The sequence below is a fragment of the Shewanella colwelliana ATCC 39565 genome, from assembly GCF_000518705.1.
In the GTDB taxonomy this organism is placed as follows: Bacteria; Pseudomonadota; Gammaproteobacteria; order Enterobacterales; family Shewanellaceae; genus Shewanella; species Shewanella colwelliana.
Genome location: NZ_JAEC01000037.1, coordinates 24,489 through 41,358, shown reverse-complemented (window position 1 = coordinate 41,358; position 16,870 = coordinate 24,489). Strand labels below are relative to the sequence as shown.

Sequence of the window (16,870 nt, the reverse complement as noted above, 5' to 3'; positions counted from 1 at the left end):
TTGCTGTCATCTTCGGTTACGGCACCGCTGGCATCCACGGTTAAGACGGGGAGATCGTTAGTGCCGGTAATGGTGAGGGTGACGGTCTTGGTGTCGCTGCCACCATTGTTGTCAGTGACGGTCACCTCAAAGCTTAAGGTGATGGTTTCGCCTTGGGCGAGGAACTGCACGTCACTGTTAAGAATACTGTAATCCCAGCTGTCGCTGTCGACGCTGAAGCCATCGACGAGGCTAGCCAGTTGGGCAGGGCTAAGCACGGTGGTTAGATCCCCGCCGCTCCAGGCTATATCGCCGTTGTAGACGTCGGTGACATTGTGGGTATTAGTGGTGTCGACATCGGTGAAGCTGAGTGCACCCGTGTCGGTTAGGTTCGGGTTGTTGTCATCTTCCACTACCGCGCCAGTGGCACCCACGGTTAAGACGGGGAGATCGTTGGCACCAGTAATGGTTATGGTTAATGGAACGAGTACGGCATCACCATCACTATCAGTGAGTAAATAGTTGAACGATTCGTTAATCTGCTCACCTAAGGCCAGCGACTGAATAGCATTAGAGTCATTATTAAGTTGATAGGTATAGCTACCATCGGCAAAAATCGTTAGTAAACCGAATTCACCTTGAATGGTATTCGATGTTGAAACGGCAACAGATGTGCCTTGTGCGTTAGTGATCGCGGTAACTTCTGCCGAATCGGCACCTAATGTGTCATTAACCAGTAAATTACCTGCAATTTGCGCTGCACCATCTTCACTCACACTGTTGGTATCGGCAACGCCTTCGGGTTGGTCATCGATGATATTAACGGTAATACTGCCGTTTGCGACATTCCCTGCACTATCCACCAGTTCGATGTTGAAGACCAATTGAAGTTGGTCATTCGCACTGTGATCGACACTTGAGTTGAGCGCGTAATCATAGACAAACTGACCCGTTGAGTTGTCAAATTCGGTAATGGTCAGTACACCATTCGGGGTGTTAATCACAATGGGACCTGCAAACTGTCCATCGTTGATAATATTAAAACCATTGATTGTTAGGCTTGCTATTCCCAGTTCTGCATTAGTTTGGATATTGGCTGCAAGATTGGTTAATAGTGCTGAAGGGTCACTACCTTGAGGCATGTTGGCCTCAAAAATTGAGAAGACTGCAGAGGATACTGTAGGGGCAGCTAATTGTTGCTCTGGGATAGTAACAGTTTCTGGTGGGGTATCTGTAGTGGTCGTGAAACCTGTAGTATCCCAGCCTGCTCCTGCAATCGTTTCGTCACCAGCACGTCCTAAGGTAACAAAGTCTGAACCACCTTCATTACTTGCTGTACCAGCACCAGCTGCCGTTTCTGGTAATCCTTGGGTTGGGTCGTCACCGGCTAAAATTTGGGCTTGTAGTGCGGCAATTTCAGCATCTAATGAGACTGGGCCATCTGCTAGCTCATTGATGGCATCAATTTCTGTGCTTGCTGCTGCAGTACTTTGTTCTTCTGGAGGTTGTTGTAAATTAGTCTGACTCGCTAATGAGCCGTCTTCATATTCAAGTTTAAACTCTGCATTGGGTGCAAAAATGAGTTGCTCACCCGAACGAATCAAGTCGCCAATTTTGACTTCTCTGACATTTCCCTGTTCATCTTTAACCTTGAGTTGACCGACAAGATTAATTACTACTGCGTCCTGTGTTGTAATTGATGCGCCCATAACTGTACCCGCCCTACTTTGACTAAGATCTAGGGCAAATATCATCTATTTTGCACCTAGCTATTTATTGCTCTACCTTACTTATCTCTATAAGTGTGGTTGGCTTTGAAATAGAGTCAAATGACGCAGGAAGACAGGGGTTTATAGGTTTTTTTATAACTTTTTAATTTATAAAACTAATAGGCTGTTTTTATAACGATTATCATTAGTGTTGATGATGCTTGCATGCTGGTGAGAACAAAAAACCACCAATGAAGGTGGTTTTTAGCAGTAAATGGTATAAAAAAGCGTCAAAAAATTGCCGCTTTGCGGTAACTCTGTAACGCTGAGTTTTGCTCCCCAAGATGTTCTTGGGCCTCAGCAAGGGCTATCCAGTGTTGTTTTGAGGGGGCTTGATTACACACTTTTTCCCACCACTGTTTGGATGCTCTGAACTCTTTGCTTTGATCATAAATTGTCGCAATGCAGGCTTGGTAGTCGGCGTTGTCAACATAGCGCTTTTCTAAATCGAACAGCTGTTTGCGGGCATCTAAATCGGCAGGCGTAATGACCCTTGTAAGTGCGTTAAGTATCTCTGGGTAAGCCTCATGCTTCAACTGCTTCATGAGTAACTTTAATGATTCAGTTTGGCGTCCATAACGAGCGATACCTTCGGCATAAAGCGCAATATAGTTAGCTTGCTTACGCTCTGAGCGACTCAACCAGTGCCAAGCCTTTTCAAGCTCCTGTTCACTATTACTTGCCGCAGTTGTTAATAGCGCATGGTTAGTTTGTAAGTTTAGCTGTGTACATTCATCATTGCTAAGTACGTTGCGCTTAGCGATGGTTGGAAGCAGTAATTTCATCGCAGCCCAATCTTGCTGGGCACGGTACAGCTCAACGGCTAAACGCAATAGCGGTAGCTTACTTTTACTGGTTGGATTAAGCGCGTCAAGCTGGGTTCGCGCCTGAATAAGCTCACCTTGTTGCAATAGGTAGCGTATACGCGTTGTTGCGACCGCTTTAGCTGCAAGCGGCTCCTTAGCTGCCTCAACCAAATAGTTATCTCTTGCTTCTGGGTCATTTTGATGTTGTGCAGCACGCGCTGCGGCGAGCAAGTTAAGTGCTGGGATCTCGCCTTTTTCAGCCCCTTTTGCCATGGCTTTTTCTGCCATAGGCCAGTCTTCTTCAGCTAATGCAAGGGCACCTAGCAAGGTGTGTTTCCTAGCGGCTTTCCGACGCCACTTTTCAGGTAAGAATCGGCTGCTAAGTAGCAGGTTTAGAGTCCAAACCACGCACCATTCTAGTAACACTAAGACAGCGTAAAATAGAATCGCAGCTAATAAGGCAAATATTAAGCTGGTTTCTAACTCATAATCGCCCATGGCGATGTAGATGTAGCCGTTAAACCAAGATAGATAGGGGCTGACGACCAATCCAACGAGTATGATAATTAAATAGATTAGCGCTTTAATCATTGTGGTGTCTCCTGAACTTTTGTCAGGCTACCATGTGTAACGAGTTGCTTTACCAAGGGCGTCGCAGCAAACTGTTGAATGCTCGGGGTTTGAAGCTCTAACGTAACGAGTGCATCCAGTGCTTGAAGTGTCTGCTCTGTTTTTTGGTCACCCAGATCAAAATATTGAAAAATCCACTTTCTCGCTAACCCTATTGATTGACGGTAATTCACTTGGTCTTGGCGTAATAGGGCGAGTTGGGCCTGTAATAGCTTGTTACGTACGTTCTCCACCAAATACCATTGCTGATCAGGAGCTAACAGTGGTGCGTGATCTGTCGTGCGTTTGCGGATCACAACAAACTCCTCGATCAACGCTTGCCATGATTTTGCCAAGTTACTTTGCCAATCATCTAGAGACTCTGTCATGGCTAATGAGTCATCAGTCGTGGTGATTTCTGATTCACTGCGATTAAGTTTTAAGGTATTGAGGTTATCAATAATGGTGTCGAGGGTTAAAACTGTCCCTGCAACATCAGTAGTTTTGATTGCTGCGACATTGGTCATATCTTGTGCTAATGCTTTTCGTAGCGGTATTAATGACGGGTCTTTCATGGTTTCTATTCGATCATCAGCGGCTTCTAGCAATGCTAGCGCAGTTTGTGGATCGTTTTCTAACCAAAGTTTACTGCCGGCCATTCTCATTAAATATTTAGCCTCTTCAGCCATCCAATGATTTGGATTCCGTTGAGCGAGCTTATTTACTTGCTCTTGAACTTGGTTTTGAGTACTGGTGACTTCGTTCAATTTAGCGGAAAAATTACGCTCAACAACGCGTTGCTGTTGCTCTAAGTGAGTGATACGAGCGACGGGGTCATTGAGACGCTGCTGAAGTTGTAAGGCCAACTCAGCTGACTTTTCTTTTTGCAGTGTAAGCTCTTGGTAAAGATAAAACCCACCGCTAGAGGTGGCGAAAAGTAACAATAGAATGAATACAAGGTTAAATAGAAATCCCCAAGAAACCCCACGAGACTGGTGTTCGGTATCGGCTTTAACGGCTTTATCTGTTGGCTTAGCCGACTCGGCAAAGGTGGCGTCGACGGTTTCACTGATGTTTGCTGTCTGTGTAACCGTTTGGCTTTCTTGCATTTTATTTTCCATTCAACAGATCCTTGATGACGAAAGGCAGATAATCGATGCAGAGAGGGCGAAACGACTTAGGCTGAAAGTCCTAAGGCTTTGAGTACGGCATCGTTATTGGCTGCTTTAGCGTTGGTAACACGATTAAAACCAGCGTTGATCGCTTGATCATATACACGGTCGCTGGGGACTATGATATGACATGCGTGCAGCCAAGCAAATAGTTCTTTAGGAACAAGTTTGATTAGATTAGCAAGAATTTCACCACTAGTGACCACTATGGTGTCTATCTTATCTTGTTGCCATTGTGCAGCAACAGCTGGAGTGAGTGAGGGAGCGACGCGTTGATAAACCTGCCAGTAGTGGACATTGGCCCCGCGTTGTCTTAGTTGTTCTGCGAGTGCTTCTCGTCCACCAATGCCCCTAACTATTGTGACATTTTTCCCTGCTAAATCTTGTAGTGCAGACAGGGTGAGTAGGCCCTCTGTTTGCTGACAATCTTGGGGGGCTTCTAGTGCATCAATATTCAGTGCTTTGAGCGCTAAGTAGGTTGCTCTACCAACGGCAAAATAGCGGGGATGATTGGGAAACTGATTATTTAGTGCCTGGGCGGCATAATCGACTGCATTGGTACTGATAAAGATAACGATATCGGCATTGCGAAATGATCCTAAGGCGATTGGGTCATTGATATCATTGGTGGCCGTCACCGCTAGCAGAGGTGTAATGCAGTAAGGCACCTGCTGTTGAGTAAGTGCCTTAGCCACAAACTGATTGCGCCCCTCAGGGCGCGTCAGTAAGACTTTCACTTGGCTACTTAGCGTATACGGCGTCTAATATCTCTTTAGCGCCTTTAGCTAATAACTCTTCAGCCAATGCGATGCCTAATGCTTCTGCATCTGTCTTTTGGCCAGAGGTGGTGCCTTCGATAACGTGGCTACCATCAGGGTTACCCACTAAACCACGAAGGGTAAGTGTCTCACCCACTATTTCTGCATAGGCCCCAATAGGTACCTGACAGCCGCCTTCTAAGCGAGTATTCATTGTGCGTTCTGCTATCACGCGGTAGCGGGTTTCGATATGCTCTAAAGGTGCAAGCAGGGCTTTAACGCGCTCATCGGTGGTACGACACTCAATACCTACGGCACCTTGGCCATTAGCTGGCAGTGACTCTTCGGCTGAGATAAAGCTAGCAATCCGCTGTTCTAGCTTCAGGCGTTTCAAGCCCGCAGCAGCCAAGATGATGGCGTCATAATTGCCACTATCTAACTTAGCAAGACGGGTACCCACGTTACCACGAAGGTCGCGGATTTCGAGATCTGGACGCGCAGCTCTGATTTGGCACTGGCGACGTAGGCTTGATGTGCCGACAACGGCACCATGAGGTAACTCACTGATGGTTTTATAGGTATTTGAGACGAATGCGTCACGCGGATCTTCACGTTCACAGATCACTTGAAGACCCAAACCCTCTGGAAAATCGACAGGTACATCTTTCATTGAATGTACCGCAATATCGGCTTTGTCTTCGAGCATTGCAACTTCAAGCTCTTTAACAAACAAACCTTTACCACCAACTTTTGCCAACGGAGTATCTAAAATGACATCTCCTTTCGTGCTCATAGGTAGCAGCTCAACCACAAGCCCTTCGTGAGCTTTTTCTAGTTCAGCTTTGACAAATTCAGCTTGCCACATTGCAAGTGGACTTTTACGTGTAGCGATACGAATGACGTTTTGAGACATGCTCGATATTCCATCAGAGGCTATAGTTGCGCTAATGCTAACATTGGTTTCAAGTAGATGTAAGAAAGTGCTGCTGATTCTTTGAAGTGTACCCATATCTAGATCAATAAAAAGTGTGATCAACGTCTCGTTTGCTTGCTGTTTTGTGACAAGGTGTTAGCATGTAGATGATATCTATTTATGAGTAGGTTTTGGCCTTGAGTGACAACGAGTACTTTGTCGACACTGCAGATCGCTTAAATCGGGTTCGTATGGCGCGAGCTATCGCTATACTTACTCCGCTTCAGCGGCACCTATTTCATTTAATCCCATTACTTTTTCATTATCATCGGTCTGGTTATCCTGGCTACAACGGCCCAATGACCCCTTCTGGAATCGCTGATTACTTTCCTAATGACAAAGCGCTAGAGGCGTGCCAAACATTGGCGCTTGCCAAGCCCGTGGTTTTTCACTCACAGCAAAGCGCTATCTATGGCGTTTATTCTATGGGGAGCACCGCAAGCTTTGGGCAAAACCCTAAAAGTGACATCGATGTTTGGATAGTTTATGACCCAACCTTGTCCAATGAAGAACGTGAACTGTTGGCGCAAAAGGCCACTAAAATCACTCAGTGGTTTGAGCGTCATGATTTAGAGGTCAATATCTATCTCGTGCACCCTAAGCAGTTCCTACTCTCAAAAGCTGGCAAAGAGGAAGCGGGTGCAGCATTGGGCTGTGAAAGTAGTGGCAGTGCCCAACATTGGTTATTGCTAGAAGAGTTCTATCGCAGCCATATCTGTTTAGGGGGCAAGCGAGTAGCGTGGTGGCCGAATGCGGCAACGAGTGAAAGTCACCTTTTTTTGGGGGACGTTAGCCATCTTCCAGCAAGTGAATATTTTGGCGCATCATTGTGGCAGTTATACAAAGGGCTGGATAAACCGCATAAAGCGTTATTAAAAGTAATGTTATTAGAAGCATATGCTAGCGACTATCCTGACACAGAGTTAGTGACCACCAAAGTATGGCAGCGTACGTTAGCTGGCGATTTTTCAGCGTTTAATGATGCTTACTATCTACTGTATGAGTCGATTGAATCTTATTTAATCCAAAAGAAAGATCCAAGGCGTTTAGAGATTGTACGCCGCTGTTTCTATTTAAAGTGTGGCATACGGTTGTCGGTGGCCGATCACCCTAAAGATTGGCGTTACCACAAATTGGGCGCTTTAGTTCAGGATTGGGGATGGTCGGATAACCTATTAAGTACCTTAGATGAGTGTGGTCAATGGCATTGCGGTCAGCTGCAATGGTTTAATGAGCAGTTGAATGAGCTGATGTTAGGTAGCTATCAGACTTTATTGCAATTTGCCTCGGTTAATAAGTTGAGTGAAAGCCTAAAAATATCTGAGTTAGGTTTATTAACGCGTAAATTGCATACCTATTTTAGTGATGATGACAAGCAGATTATTGCTTTAAACCGTCTCTGGAGCCACTCCATTGCAGAGCCACATCTCACCATTATTTTTAGTCCAAAAACTCAAGAGTATTATCTGTATCGGTGTATGCCAAATGCCAGAGAATTTATGGGAAATCGGGCGGTTTACCACTCTCATAGCAAGGCAAAACTATTAGTTTGGGCAGCGATAAATGGTGTTTCTACCGAAGGAACCACTTGGCATGACTATGCACAGCAAGCCATAAAGTCCACTCAGTTGACAAAAGCTGCTCGCCGGTTGCCTGCGATGGTCAATACGGGTTCATGGCGGGTGTCTAAGATGGATCTTTGTCAGCCTTGGCATTTTCGTAAAGTGATCTTCTTGATTAATTTTAATACCGATCCAACCCAAGGTTGGCGTGGCCAGGAGATTATGGTCGATTATATGAATGCCAATATTTTTTCGCTTGGACGTCAGTGTATTAATATGCTGAGTTCACTGGATGTTATCTGCCAAAATAGCTGGGGAGAGTGGCATTGCCATCATTTTGAAGGTGACACCGCAATTCTGGATGCCTTGGTATACGTAACTCCAGGTATGCAGCGAGCCAATGGCAGTACAGATGTTGACGTGATTAGCTGTTCTAACCGTTTAAAAACTCAATTTGAACGCACTGTTACCACCCTGATTCATCGTGCCGATCGTTTAAGTCGACAAGCGCGTACTTCATCGACCATGGTGCACCCTTTGCAGGTCGGTAAAGTTAAATATGGTTTGTTTTTTAACTCCAAAGGGATGATGTATCAGGACTTGAGCGATGCTAAAGCATTTTATCAGCGACTCTCTAAGCACAGAATGCTCGCCTTGCCTCGGCCCGATTTGGGCAACGACCCCTTTAGTAAAATTCCTGAAGTAATCGGTGATTTTGCCGCCGTTGGTGCTATTCAATATTTTCTTCGTCAAGACAAAGAGGGGATAGATGTTTATATCCTTAATGAAGAAAATGAACTTGAACATTATGTGCAGCCAGGAACGAATGTTGACGAACTCGTTAGTCAAGTTAGTCACCATCACGCCTTCGATGAATCTTATTTGGAAACTGAACGCTTTAACTTACCGCAGTTTTTTAGGCTAATACGTATAGAGGGAAAGCTACGAGTCGTGCCTTTTGGAGTGGATATCAATGAAGCTGAAATGGAGTTTTAGCGGTGTGGGTTGACACACCGCATAAAGGGTTAGGCTAGAGCTTAAGCTGTATACCACCTTGGCGCAGAATAGATGCGATGACAAATGGCATAAATTCGCCCGCGTCACTGCGTTCATCGAGCCACTTTCCCTCGATAAAAGAAAAGTGATAGCCGCCAAACTGGGTCGCAACCCAAATTTGATGCAATGGTTCCTGTTTATTGATGACGATTTTTGATCTGTCTTCGAACTCGAGTTGTAACACGTTACCCGATGCGTCGATATCCACATCGGCATCTTGCTCATCGATAGCCAATTCTATGGCATCTTCTATTGCGGAGAACATCTCATCAGCGAGTTGATGATACTCGGAGTCTGTCATTGCCATTGGGGCATCCTTGAGTTGGAATAATTTGCAATGGCGACATAGTAACAATGCAGCATGAGATGCTCCATAATTTTTTCATGTGGAAATGGGTGTTATTGGCCGAATATGATAAATCGCCAGACTCCAAGTTAAATATATTCACTATGGCATGGTTTAGGCCGATATCTGCTTGACGCGCAATACCTAACTCTGCAAACATCAGAGTCGATATACCTAAGCTTTGTTTTTGCGCCGTTGTCACTGCACCGTTGAATTGCCCTTAAGGCTGCGCACTGTTGGGATAAATTGCCTAAATCGATTTTATTAAACTTATGTTTTTAGCGATTAGTACTGCATATTTGACGATTGAAGTGATAATTATCCATTTATACTGAGGGGGATAATATCCCTTTGAGCAGGTTGCCAAGCAAACCCTGCTTAGGTATGTCCAACACAATGGCACCAATCATGGGCCTCCTTTGACTTTTAGATACTGGAATTTCTGATGTTAAGCAAAATGAAGTTAATCTCCTTAATACTGCTTGGTAGCTTATCCTTAGTGGCTTGTGGTCAAAAAGGTCCTCTCTATAAAGCGCCTGAAGTGGAAGATAATCAACCACAACAAGACAATAGCGACAAAGTCGAACAAGCATCAGAGCAAGCACCACAGAAGAATAAGGAATAATCTCTTGGACTATTTTCTCTACAAAGATGGCGAACTACAGGCTGAAGATTGTGTCGTAGCTCAGTTAGCACAAACCTACGGTACGCCGTTATATCTTTATTCTCGTGCAACATTAGAGCGTCATTGGCATGCTTTTGATAACGCAGTGGCTAACCATCCCCACCTCATCTGTTATGCGGTAAAAGCGAATTCAAACCTGGCCGTGCTCAATGTACTGGCCCGTTTAGGCAGTGGGTTTGATATTGTCTCAGGTGGCGAGCTTGCTCGGGTAATTGAAGCCGGTGGCGACCCGAAAAAAGTGGTGTTTTCTGGTGTGGGCAAAACCGTCAGTGAAATGGAGATGGCATTAGAGCTTGGTATCTACTGCTTTAATGTTGAGTCTGCTGCCGAGCTTGAGCAGTTAAACCTAGTGGCATTAAGACTGGGGAAAGTCGCGCCAGTGTCTCTGCGTGTTAACCCTGATGTTGACGCTGGTACTCACCCTTATATTTCTACGGGTCTTAAAGAGAACAAATTTGGTATCGCCATGGAAGAGGCGGAAGCTATCTTCTTGCGCGCCCATGAACTAGCTGGGCTGGAGGTCAAAGGCGCAGATTGTCATATAGGCTCGCAACTGACAGAGATACAACCGTTTCTCGATGCCATGGACAGAATGTTAGGCCTTATCGATCGCTTGGCAGAAAAAGGCGTTAGCATATCTCATCTTGATGTGGGTGGCGGCTTAGGTGTTACCTATGATGATGAGGTACCGCCGCAACCTAGTGATTATGCATCGGCATTGTTAGAAAGGTTGGCAGGCCGTGAGCTGAAATTGATCTTTGAACCGGGTCGCGCAATTGCCGCCAATGCGGGCATTTTTTGTTACGCAAGTGCTCTACTTAAAGCAGAACAGCGAGAAAAACTTTGCTTTAGTCGATGGTGCGATGAATGACTTAATTCGTCCCTCACTCTACAGTGCTTGGCAAAACATTATTGCGGTTAATCCACGTCAAGGTGACACGCTAAATTATGATATTGTTGGCCCAGTTTGCGAGACGGGTGACTTTTTAGGTAAAGATCGTTCGCTAGTGCTTGAATCTGGCGATCTCCTCGCGGTTCGCTCATCTGGTGCCTATGGTTTTACTATGTCATCGAACTATAACTCTCGTCCGCGTGCGGCCGAAGTGATGGTTGATGGTAGCGCACATTATTTAGTGCGAGAGAGAGAAAAAATCGCTCAACTATGGCAAGGTGAACAACTGCTCCCATAATCGGGGGATGTGAAAGTTAGTTAGCTCAGTTATTTAAAGGAACACTCTTTTGATCCAATTCACCAAGATGCATGGTTTAGGCAACGACTTTATGGTGGTCGATGGCGTGACACAAAATGTCTATTTTTCGCCGGAGCAGATAAAACGTCTGTCTGATCGAAACTTTGGTATCGGTTTTGACCAGCTATTATTGGTGGAGCCGCCTTATGATCCTGAGTTAGATTTTCATTATCGGATTTTCAATGCCGATGGCAGTGAAGTTGAGCAGTGTGGTAATGGTGCTCGCTGTTTTGCGCGCTTTGTCAGAAACAAAGGTCTGACGAATAAGCAAAAAATCAAGGTTAGCACCTCATCTGGAAAAATCACTTTACGCTTAGAGAAAGATGGCAATGTAACTGTGAATATGGGGATTCCAATTTTGGACCCCAGCCGTATTCCATTCACGGCTAAAAAAGCAGAAAAAACCTATTTGTTGCAAACGGAACTCGCGACCGGTGTACAAACTTTTTTATGCGGCGCAGTGTCTATGGGTAATCCACATTGCGTGCTTGATGTCGAAGATATTGAAACGGCCGATGTCGCCAACCTAGGCGCCTTATTGACCAGCCATGAGCGTTTTCCCAAAGGGGTCAATGTAGGCTTTATGCAAGTCGTGAGTCGTGACCATATTAAGCTGCGAGTCTATGAGCGTGGTGCGGCAGAAACCTTGGCGTGTGGCAGTGGTGCATGTGCTGCAGCTGTGGTTGGCCAACTTCAAGGCAAATTGGCTAGCCGCGTGCGTGTCGATTTGCCTGGTGGAACATTGACGATTAATTGGGAAGGCGAGGGTAAGCCCCTTTGGATGACGGGGCCTGCAGAGCATGTATATGATGGACAGATACAGTAATGACAGACGTTATGAATAAGAAGACGCCACTTCCTTTTGATGAGATCTTGATACGCGAGTATCTGCTCGACAACCCTGATTTCTTTAGCCGTTATCCTGAGCTGTTATTGGCTATGCGGATTCCTCATGCGCAGCGTGGAGCTGTCTCGCTGGTTGAGCGTAAACAAGAGATGCTACGTGGACGTGTGGCGCAACTAGAGGAGGAGATCACTTCTTTAATGGCCATGGCAACGCGTAACGAACAGATCTACATGTTTAATACTGCGCTGTCATTGAAACTGCTCCAAGCTGAAGATCTTGGTGAGCTAAGGCAAACACTGTCTGTCGAGCTAAAAGAGCAGTTTAATTTTACCCATGTAAGGTTAATTACCGTGCATGATATCGACAGTGAATTGTCGAATATATGGCGGGATAGGTTAAAGCCAGGCTACTATTTTGGCCGTTTAACCAATACTGAATCTAAACGTCTATTTGGCAGTGAGGTCGGGTCGGTAGCGCTGTCTCGCCTGTCGGAACAGTGTGGCCAAGTGATTTTTGCTATCGCCAGCAAAGACCCAATGCATTTCCATCCTGAGATGGATAACTTGCTATTAGATCAGCTCAAGCAACTGCTTGATCATCTTCTGCCAAAATTGTAATTCGCTAATGTCTATCTGTCTGATTGAGCGCTTTGAAACCTATCTTGCTTCAGAGCGTCAATTGTCACCGCACACTGTACGAAACTACCTTTTTGAATTGCGCCGAGTCGAGCAGCTATTAGCTGAGGGATCTCAATGGCAGCAATTGAGTAGTGAGCAGTTGCAAGGTGTACTTAACCGTTTGCATAGACAAGGGTTGGGCGCGCGTTCAATCGCTCTATCTCTCTCGGCACTGAAGCAGTTTTTTCACTTTTTGATGCAGGAATCCTTGATTACGGTCGACCCTGCAGCCAATCTTAGTGCGCCAAAACAGGGTAAGCCATTACCTAAGAATATGGATCTGGATGCCGTGACTCATCTGCTGTCAATTGAGGGAGATGATCTACTGGCGGTGCGAGATAGGGCCATTATGGAACTATTCTATTCGTCAGGATTACGATTGGCAGAACTTGCAGCCTTAAATCATCTGGATATCGATTTCAGTGAGCATCAAGTTAAGGTAATGGGCAAGGGCAGTAAAGAGCGCATTGTACCTATTGGTCGGTTGGCGATTGACGCGATAGCGCAGTGGTTGCCACAGCGGGCCAGTTTAGCTTGCGAAGATGATGCACTATTTGTGACAGCTAAGGGCAAGCGTTTAGCACATCGCAGTATTCAAGCGCGCCTTGATAAATGGGGTCAACAACAAGGTTTGAACGTGCGAGTGCATCCACATAAATTACGCCACTCTTTTGCGACGCATATGCTGGAATCAAGCGCCGACTTGAGGGCAGTACAAGAGCTTTTAGGCCATGCGAATCTATCAACCACTCAAGTTTATACCAGTTTAGACTTTCAGCATTTAGCAAAAGTTTATGATGGCGCTCATCCAAGAGCCAAGAAGCGAGGTGGCAATGATTAATACTGCCTTAAAACCGCATTTGATCTCCGCTATCAGCTTCGATCTCGATGATACGTTGTACGACAATCGCCCTATTATTATCAATGCCGAGCAAAAGTTATTGGCATTTTTAGCCAAGCACTATCCATTGACGACAGGTTGGGATTTTGAGGACTGGCTTCAATTAAAGAAGGCGCTCATTGACCATTTTCCATTGTTAAAACATGATACTTCTGCGGCGCGTTTACTGACGTTAGAGCAGGGGTTATTGGCACTGGGTTATGATACTGAGTGCGCGGCGCAAGGTGCGCAAAAAGGGCTGGATTACTTTCTAACACAGCGTTCGGATTTTGTTGTCGCTAAATCAATATTGGAGATGTTGGGCACTTTAGGTGAACATTACCGTTTGATAGGTATCACCAACGGTAACGTTGACGCCGCAAATATCGGCTTGCAAGACGTGTTTGAATTTGTGCTGCACCCAGGTAACGGCACGCGCATGAAACCCCATCCAGATATGTTTTATCAGGCTTATCATCGTCTTGGTATCCAAAGTAAGCAACTGTTGCATGTTGGTGACAGCTTCAAGGCTGACGTACAGGGTGCGCGCCAAGCTGGTTGCCAAGTCGCTTGGTTAAATCCCGCTGTCGGCCGCCAACCTCAACTTGCTGGTAGCGGGATGTTGCCGCATATACAGCTGTCCGCATTAAGTGATTTGCTCAACCTTATTTGAGGCAATTATCGCTTTAGTACCAATAAACCAACCTAAGGTGCTATTTTGTCATACCTTCGACTGATATCATTCCTATGTTCTACATAATGAGTAATTTAATTAACTGTTAATGATAAGGAATATCATGAAAAAGGTTTTAGTGACTATTGCGGTATTGGCGATGACTACAGCTTGCTCTATTAAGCAACGAGTTGACCCTGTTCAAGTTAATAATAGTGATGAAGTGTGCATTCAGAAAAACCCCGATGTACGTGAAGGATTTCTTGCTGAAGTCGAGAAAGTGCTGACAGAGAAAAAGATTAAGTATCGTATTATCGATCAGTTAGATGCCAGCCAGCAATGTGAGTGGACAGCCACATACACGGCAAACTGGGCATGGGATTTAGCTTTATACATGGTCTATGCTGAGATAAGAGTATTTCGCGATGGCAAGCTAGATGGTGAAGCCATTTATGATGCGCGTATGGGTGGCGCAAACATGAATAAGTTCATTGATGCGGAGCCAAAAATCAGAGAGTTAATAGAACAATTGATTGAGCAAAAACAGGCATCATTGCGTTGGTCGCCGTTAAATCAGGTGGCCATTTAAACCGCATCAAGGCTCGTTGCTAACGAGCCTTTTTATTTTTCTTATCGATCACGCCATTTTCTATTTTTGGTCACAGTCCTTGTCACTAATTTAATCTACTGTCTGTTTTCAATGTCACGGAATGAGACCTATAGATGCTAAAGAAACTACTTCCCCTATTACTACTTTGCTGGACTGCCCCCGCTTTTTCCCATGAAATCACTAGCGGAGCAGGTTTTGTCACTGGCTTCAATCACCCTGTACTGGGGTTTGATCACCTACTTGCCATGCTAAGTGTTGGGCTACTGAGCACTCAGTTAGGGGGTCATGCCATTTGGCGTGTGCCGTTGGCCTTTATGGCGTTTATGTTAGTGGGCGGGGTATTGGGTGTGTTTGCCATTGCGGTGCCTTTTGTCGAAATTGGTATTGCATTGTCAGTGTTATTGCTAGGCGGTGCTATCGCCTTAGATAAGCGTATTCCGCTCTATGCGGCGATGGCTTTCGTTGGCTTATTTGCGATTTTTCATGGTCATGCTCATGGCGCAGAGATGCCAGAACTAGCGAGCCCTGTGCTTTATGCATTAGGATTTTTATCTGGTACAGCGGTGATCCATATCTGTGGGGTTGCATTGGGTTTTATCATGCAAAATATACCAACAAAATTTGCCGTGACCCGTTTAGCTGGTGTCGCAATAGCCGCTACTGGCGGCTATTTATTAATGGGTTTTTGAGGTACTGCAGACTGTCGATGACGAATATTACAGTGTTAGTGCTAGTGCCTGAGGAAAGAGGAGATTGTTTTCTAAGTAGATGTGCTGCTTTAGATCCAACTCAAACTCTGCCAGGGTGGCGTAACAAACACGCCAGGTCGTGCAAGCGTGCGCTGGCGGAGTAAAACCATTCGTGAGCTCACTGATCTTCTCGAAGATCTGCAATGCATCATCATGCTCATACTGCATAGCATTGATAGGATTGCCGATATGGCCAAAGCAGTTTTGCATTTCAACTTGGTTGTGCAGGCCTAGAATCGCCGGGAACAATATCTGTTCCTCTTTCATCAGGTGCGGCATTAAGTCTTCCACTAATGCATGGATCCAGCCTGCCAATGGTTTGATTTCAGCATGGTTTTCGCCGTGAGCACGCACCATCTTTTGGCTGTATTCCACTAGCAGAGGCGCTTTTTCTCTCACAAAAGTATGGTGAGTCGATTCGATATAGTTAAGTAAGTCGGGGAGGGGCAGTTGCTCTAAACCTTGAAGTTTATCGCCTTGAGCATCTAAGGCTATCAAGGCGTCAAGCAGAGGGGCTTCATCGGCATCGAAACGTTTAATCGCTCGCGCTAAACTGATGCCACCGCCGCAACAAAAATCAATACCATACTGACTAAACAGATGGGCTGTGCGGAAATCGTTAGCGACTAACTCACCAACGCGCGCAGCGAGCAGATCTTCTTTGGTCTGAAGGGTTTTCGACTCAAGTGTGTTTGGTTGAGACATTGACATCTCCAAGGTATGTTTTATATGTAACAAGTATATTATTCGCACCTTTAGTTGGGCTCAATTATTACTTGAGTAAAATGCTCGGGTAATCACACTTTTTGCTATAAAATAACTCAATATAGGTAGTAAAGAAGCGATGACGTTAATGTGGGCTTGTCGAGGTTTTTGGATATTTTTATCGGACAGCGGCGCTAAGTTGGCTATTCGAATAGTGTTTTAATAGTGATTAATTTACACTAGCTGGCAGTAAAAGCTATTTAAGTGTCCAACAAGCTCAGTAATGATTGTCAACAAAAGCAAAGGTCGTGTTAAGCCATAATGTTTAATCTAGGTCGTTTTATTCGCGCATTAATCATCTCTCCAGCAGCGCTGGGGCGGATGTTATTGATCGTGATTTTAACGATGCAATCTATGGTGACCATGGCTGACGACTGTACTTCGGCCCACGATGATTGTGGCAGTGACGTAAGCTATGTTGTTGAGCAAATTAAAAGCGCCGATAGCCAATCACAATGTGATGAGGATGACATAAAAAGCCATGTAGACGATGACTGCGTCGAATGCAGCAATAACTGCTGCTCATGCTGTATGACCTTGATGCATCCTGTCACTGCGCTAAAGTCTATGGCGGTAAGTCCTAATAGCCACACTTTTACCTTTAGCTCTATTTCTGTTGAATCCCCTTACTTCGCGTTTCTACGCCCCCCTAAAGCCTTAACCGTTTAATCAAAATCTTATCAGTTTAGTGAGCTTTTAATGGC

16 protein-coding genes and 1 pseudogene are annotated in these 16,870 nt (G+C 45.3%); 10 read left to right on the top strand and 7 right to left on the bottom strand.

Features of this window, described 5'->3' with window-relative positions:
- The 5 genes from L876_RS0114820 to hemC form a co-directional block, all read right to left on the bottom strand.
- A partial coding sequence (locus L876_RS0114820) for a retention module-containing protein (protein WP_028764523.1) occupies positions 1-1,733 on the bottom strand: 1,733 nt, incomplete at its 3' end.
- A gap of 245 nt (positions 1,734-1,978) precedes the next feature.
- Positions 1,979-3,145, bottom strand: coding sequence for a heme biosynthesis HemY N-terminal domain-containing protein (locus tag L876_RS0114815; protein ID WP_028764522.1), 1,167 nt, complete (start codon positions 3,143-3,145; stop codon positions 1,979-1,981).
- A complete protein-coding gene (locus L876_RS21850; protein ID WP_037428882.1) occupies positions 3,142-4,284 on the bottom strand; it encodes a uroporphyrinogen-III C-methyltransferase in 1,143 nt (380 codons plus the stop codon). The genes L876_RS0114815 and L876_RS21850 overlap by 4 nt, the downstream gene beginning before the upstream one ends.
- Before the next feature lie 56 nt (positions 4,285-4,340).
- Positions 4,341-5,072: a uroporphyrinogen-III synthase gene (locus L876_RS0114800; protein WP_028764520.1), complete on the bottom strand. Its 732-nt coding sequence runs from the start codon at positions 5,070-5,072 to the stop codon at positions 4,341-4,343.
- A 4-nt stretch (positions 5,073-5,076) separates the two neighbouring features.
- The gene (hemC, locus tag L876_RS0114795) at positions 5,077-6,006 is read right to left on the bottom strand and encodes a hydroxymethylbilane synthase (RefSeq protein WP_028764519.1); all 930 of its coding nucleotides are present in this window, start codon (positions 6,004-6,006) and stop codon (positions 5,077-5,079) included.
- Between the two features lie 197 nt (positions 6,007-6,203).
- Between hemC and L876_RS0114790 the strand changes: the two genes are divergently transcribed.
- Positions 6,204-8,624 carry a class I adenylate cyclase gene (locus tag L876_RS0114790; RefSeq protein ID WP_028764518.1) on the top strand — a complete coding sequence of 807 codons (2,421 nt, stop codon included), beginning with the start codon at positions 6,204-6,206 and terminating at the stop codon, positions 8,622-8,624.
- Between the two features lie 34 nt (positions 8,625-8,658).
- Here the strand turns inward: L876_RS0114790 and cyaY are convergent, their stop codons facing one another.
- Positions 8,659-8,991, bottom strand: coding sequence for an iron donor protein CyaY (gene cyaY, locus L876_RS0114785; protein WP_028764517.1), 333 nt, complete (start codon positions 8,989-8,991; stop codon positions 8,659-8,661).
- Positions 8,992-9,475: 484 nt separating this feature from the next.
- Here cyaY and lptM point away from each other — a divergent pair, with 484 nt between their 5' ends.
- The 8 genes and pseudogenes from lptM to L876_RS0114745 all read left to right on the top strand — a co-directional run bounded on the left by lptM (position 9,476) and on the right by L876_RS0114745 (position 15,341).
- A complete protein-coding gene (gene lptM, locus L876_RS0114780; protein WP_028764516.1) occupies positions 9,476-9,655 on the top strand; it encodes an LPS translocon maturation chaperone LptM in 180 nt (59 codons plus the stop codon).
- 4 nt (positions 9,656-9,659) lie between these two features.
- Positions 9,660-10,905: pseudogene (lysA, locus tag L876_RS21845) on the top strand (diaminopimelate decarboxylase).
- Positions 10,906-10,954: 49 nt separating this feature from the next.
- Positions 10,955-11,791 (top strand): diaminopimelate epimerase, encoded by an 837-nt coding sequence (dapF, locus tag L876_RS0114770; RefSeq protein WP_028764515.1) that lies wholly within the window; start codon positions 10,955-10,957, stop codon positions 11,789-11,791.
- Positions 11,791-12,429, top strand: coding sequence for a DUF484 family protein (locus tag L876_RS0114765; protein WP_028764514.1), 639 nt, complete (start codon positions 11,791-11,793; stop codon positions 12,427-12,429). The genes dapF and L876_RS0114765 overlap by 1 nt, the downstream gene beginning before the upstream one ends.
- Before the next feature lie 7 nt (positions 12,430-12,436).
- Entirely contained in the window at positions 12,437-13,330 is an 894-nt protein-coding gene (gene xerC, locus L876_RS0114760; RefSeq protein WP_028764513.1) for a tyrosine recombinase XerC, read from the top strand.
- Positions 13,326-14,042, top strand: coding sequence for an HAD-IA family hydrolase (locus tag L876_RS0114755; RefSeq protein ID WP_162149004.1), 717 nt, complete (start codon positions 13,326-13,328; stop codon positions 14,040-14,042). Before xerC ends, L876_RS0114755 begins: the two co-directional genes overlap by 5 nt.
- A 124-nt stretch (positions 14,043-14,166) precedes the next feature.
- Entirely contained in the window at positions 14,167-14,631 is a 465-nt protein-coding gene (locus L876_RS0114750; protein ID WP_028764511.1) for an Sbal_3080 family lipoprotein, read from the top strand.
- Between the two features lie 134 nt (positions 14,632-14,765).
- Positions 14,766-15,341 carry a HupE/UreJ family protein gene (locus L876_RS0114745; RefSeq protein WP_028764510.1) on the top strand — a complete coding sequence of 192 codons (576 nt, stop codon included), beginning with the start codon at positions 14,766-14,768 and terminating at the stop codon, positions 15,339-15,341.
- A gap of 27 nt (positions 15,342-15,368) precedes the next feature.
- Here L876_RS0114745 and ric read toward each other — a convergent pair whose 3' ends face one another.
- Positions 15,369-16,106, bottom strand: a complete 738-nt coding sequence (gene ric, locus L876_RS21840; RefSeq protein ID WP_037428876.1) for an iron-sulfur cluster repair di-iron protein — start codon at positions 16,104-16,106, stop codon at positions 15,369-15,371.
- Positions 16,107-16,427: 321 nt separating this feature from the next.
- Here ric and L876_RS0114735 point away from each other — a divergent pair, with 321 nt between their 5' ends.
- Positions 16,428-16,835 carry a hypothetical protein gene (locus L876_RS0114735; RefSeq protein WP_028764509.1) on the top strand — a complete coding sequence of 136 codons (408 nt, stop codon included), beginning with the start codon at positions 16,428-16,430 and terminating at the stop codon, positions 16,833-16,835.
- Positions 16,836-16,870 lie beyond the last annotated feature (35 nt).